Below are 3,489 nucleotides of genomic sequence, written 5' to 3'. Positions count from 1 at the left end.
CGCGATCAGGTTTCTCGCAGGCTCGAAACCTGCCTTCGGACGCGATCGCAAGCCTTGAGGTCGTTGCGGGGTTGCTGTGGTGGCTGGTGCGGGTGCGCAGCCTTCTACTGTGCTCGTTCTGAGCGGATGCGGGTGACGACGTCGCCGGCGGCGGTCTTGATGGATTCGAGTTCCTGCAGGTAGGACCAGTAGTCGGGGTTGGTGCCGGTCAGGCGTTTCGGTGCGTTCTCCAGGCGCTCGACCAGGGAGTCGAGGACCTGGGCGTGGTGGGGGGCGGCGCCGCCCGGCTGTGCCATGGCGAGGCGCTGGGCGTCGCGGACGGCGAAGCGGACCCGCTCCACCGGTGCCTGCGGGTCGGCGGCGACGGCCTTCAGCTCCTCGACCCGCCCGGTGACCTGGCCGGCCCGCCGGTCGGCGGCGTTCAGCTCGGTGCGGGCGGCGGTGAGCGCCTGCTGCGCCTGCTTCCACTCGGCGCGGGAGACGTGCGCGGACGCCTCGTTGAGCCGCTCGCGGGCCCGGTTCGCGCCCGCCTCGATCGACTCCGGCGCGCCCCTGAGGTCCTGCCAGCAGGCCTGCGAGTAGCCGCGCAGCAGGACGCGCATCGCCTCCCGGACGGGGCCGACGCGGTTCGCCACGACGTCCACCCGGGTCCGGACGGAGGCCAGCGAGTTGCGGACCTTCTGCGCCATCTGCGGCAGTTCCGCGGCGGCCTCGCGTGCCCCCTCGGCGATCTCGCGGACCTCGTCGGCCTTGCGCATCGCGCCGTCCAGGCCGAAGCCGCCGAGCCCCTGCGAGCCGAGCTGGGCGAGGATCTCCTTGGCGCGGGCCAGCTCGGCCTCCGGGTCGGAGGCGTCCATGCCGGCGTCCCTGGCGGCGGCCACGGCGGTGTCGGCGGCGGCGACGGCGTCGCGGGCGGCGGTCAGCCGGGGCGGGAGCTGGTCGAGGGCGGCCTCCAGCCGCGCCATCCGCGGGGCGAGCCGCTCGGCGAAGCCGTTCAGGTTCCGGGTGCTCTGCTGGAGCCGCTCGGTGGTCGCCACGAACGCGCGCCGCGCCGCGTCGTACTCGGCCGGCGACCGGTCCGGAGTGTCGATGTCGTGCGCGTCCAGGACGGAGATGTAGGCGTGGGCGGCGGCGTCGGCCGCCTCGGCGAGCCCGGTGAACTCCCGCCGGACGGGCTCGGCGGCCTTGGCGTCCAGGTCCTCGAAGACGGTCACCCGGCCGTCGATGAACTTCTGCGCCTGGTCCATCTCGTAGAAGGCGGCCGCGGCCGCCTCCCTCGCCTCGACGGCACCGGCCGCCGCCTGCGCCCCCCTGCCCCGGCGCCGCTGGTCGCCCGCTCCCCGCAAGGCCGCCTCCCTTCGTCCCTGCCCAGTCTGGCGCAGATGGACCGGATTTCGCGCGGTGGGCACGGTCTCGTGTAATGCGTCCGTCAAGGATGGAACGGATAGCATCGCTCCAGCGTCGATAAGTCTGGGCGCCGGGACGGCGTCCGCAAACCGGCATGCGATCTTGGAGGCCAAATCGTGGGTGTCAGTCTCAGCAAGGGCGGCAACGTCTCGCTCACCAAGCAGGCACCCGGGCTGACCGCGGTGACCGTCGGTCTCGGCTGGGACCTGCGCACCACCACGGGCACCGACTTCGACCTCGACGCATCCGCACTGGTCCTGGACGCCTCCGGCAAGATCATCACGGACCAGCACTTCGTGTTCTTCAACAACCTCCGCACGCCGGACGGCGCGGTCTCCCACACCGGCGACAACACCACCGGCGCCGGCGAGGGCGACGACGAGCAGCTCCAGGTCAACTTCGGCATGATGCCCGCCACCGCCGAGCGGGTGGCCTTCGCCGTGTCGATCTACGAGGGCGACAGCCGCGGCCAGAACTTCGGACAGGTCCGCAACGCCTACATCCGCGTGCTGAACCAGGGGGACGGCACGGAGATGGCCCGCTACGACCTCACCGAGGACGCCTCCATGGAGACCGCGATGGTCTTCGGCGAGCTGTACCGGAACGGCGCGGAGTGGAAGTTCCGCGCGGTCGGCCAGGGCTACGCCTCCGGCCTCGCCGGGATCGCCGCGGACTTCGGCGTCAACCTCTGACGCCCGGCGGGAAAGAGTTCCCGCGAACCCCGGTCTCAGTAGGATCCACAGCCAGGGATCAGGCTAAACAGGGAAGGGAGTGGCCCGAACATGGGAGTATCACTCGCCAAGGGCGGCAACGTCTCACTGACGAAGGCCGCGCCCAACCTCACTGCGGTCACCGTCGGCCTCGGCTGGGACGTCCGGGCCACCACCGGTGCGGACTTCGACTTGGACGCGTCCGCGCTGATGCTCGCCAGTACGGGCAAGGTCATCTCCGACCAGCACTTCGTGTTCTTCAACAACCTGAGGAGCCCGGACGGCTCGGTGGAGCACACCGGCGACAACCTGACCGGTGAGGGCGAGGGCGACGACGAGTCCATCAACGTCGACCTCAACGCGGTGCCGCCCCAGTGCGAGCGCATCGTGTTCCCCGTCTCGATCTACGACGCCGACAACCGGCACCAGAGCTTCGGCCAGGTGCGCAACGCCTTCATCCGGATCGTCAACCGGAACGACGGCAACGAGCTCGCGCGCTTCGACCTCACCGAGGACGCCTCCACCGAGACGGCCATGGTGTTCGGCGAGCTCTACCGGCACAACGGCGAATGGAAGTTCAGAGCGGTCGGCCAGGGGTATGCCTCGGGGCTGGCCGGCATCGCCATGGACTTCGGCGTCAACGTCGGCTAGCGCCGGCGACCCCGCAGCCGGGCCACCGCGCCCGGCCTCCTACCTACCAGAAATACGCGCATGATTCTTCGCACCTTCGGGTGGTCCTTCGGCGTCACGGTCGTGGGCCTGCTACTCGCCCTGCTCTACGGCGGGCCGACCGGGCTGGCCCTGGTCGCCGTGCTGTCCATCCTCGAGATCTCGCTGTCGTTCGACAACGCCGTGGTCAACGCCAAGGTGCTCGACCGGATGAGCGCCTTCTGGCAGAAGATCTTCCTGACGATCGGCATCGCGATCGCGGTGTTCGGCATGCGGCTGGTCTTCCCGCTGGTGATCGTGGCGCTCACCGCCCAGCTGGGCCCGTTCCAGGCGTTCGACCTGGCGCTGAACGACTCCGAGCGCTACCACGACCTGATGAACGACGCCTATCCGACGATCGCGGCGTTCGGCGGCATGTTCCTGATGATGCTGTTCCTGAACTTCGTGTTCGAGGAGCGCGCCGAGAAGTGGCTGCCGTGGCTGGAGAAGCCGCTCGCCCGCATCGGCCGCCTGGACCAGCTCGCGGTGGTGGTCGCGGCGGGTGCGCTGTCGTTCGTCGCGTGGCTGGCCGCCGAGGACCCGGGCACCGTCATGATCGCCGGTGTGCTCGGCATGATCACCTACATCCTGGTCAACGGGCTCGGCGAGCTGTTCTCCGAGGCGGCCGACTCCGGCGACGAGGACGAGGACGAGGAGTCCGGCG

At 70.2% G+C, this 3,489-nt stretch carries 4 protein-coding genes; 3 read left to right on the top strand and 1 reads right to left on the bottom strand.

From position 1 onward, the window contains the following. Positions 1–104: 104 nt before the first annotated feature. The gene (locus IEZ03_RS07835; protein ID WP_184886637.1) at positions 105–1,346 is read right to left on the bottom strand and encodes a molecular chaperone DnaJ; all 1,242 of its coding nucleotides are present in this window, start codon (positions 1,344–1,346) and stop codon (positions 105–107) included. 177 nt (positions 1,347–1,523) lie between these two features. Here IEZ03_RS07835 and IEZ03_RS07830 point away from each other — a divergent pair, with 177 nt between their 5' ends. The 3 genes from IEZ03_RS07830 to IEZ03_RS37655 form a co-directional block, all read left to right on the top strand. After that, positions 1,524–2,099, top strand: a complete 576-nt coding sequence (locus tag IEZ03_RS07830; protein ID WP_184886635.1) for a TerD family protein — start codon at positions 1,524–1,526, stop codon at positions 2,097–2,099. Positions 2,100–2,189: 90 nt separating this feature from the next. Continuing rightward, complete coding sequence (locus IEZ03_RS07825) at positions 2,190–2,768, top strand: TerD family protein (RefSeq protein ID WP_184886633.1); 579 nt, start codon at positions 2,190–2,192, stop codon at positions 2,766–2,768. A 60-nt stretch (positions 2,769–2,828) separates the two neighbouring features. Continuing rightward, on the top strand, positions 2,829–3,489 hold a 661-nt coding region (locus tag IEZ03_RS37655; RefSeq protein WP_229808119.1), incomplete at its 3' end, for a DUF475 domain-containing protein.

This window comes from Actinomadura livida, assembly GCF_014648675.1.
Taxonomy (GTDB): Bacteria; Actinomycetota; Actinomycetes; order Streptosporangiales; family Streptosporangiaceae; genus Spirillospora; species Spirillospora livida.
This window is presented reverse-complemented; position numbering and strand designations above follow the sequence as displayed.

What these genes read in the sequence shown, in the direction of transcription:
- IEZ03_RS07825 (WP_184886633.1), top strand. Translation starts at nt 2,190, where the DNA reads ATGGGAGTATCACTCGCCAAGGGCGGCAACGTCTCACTGACGAAGGCC.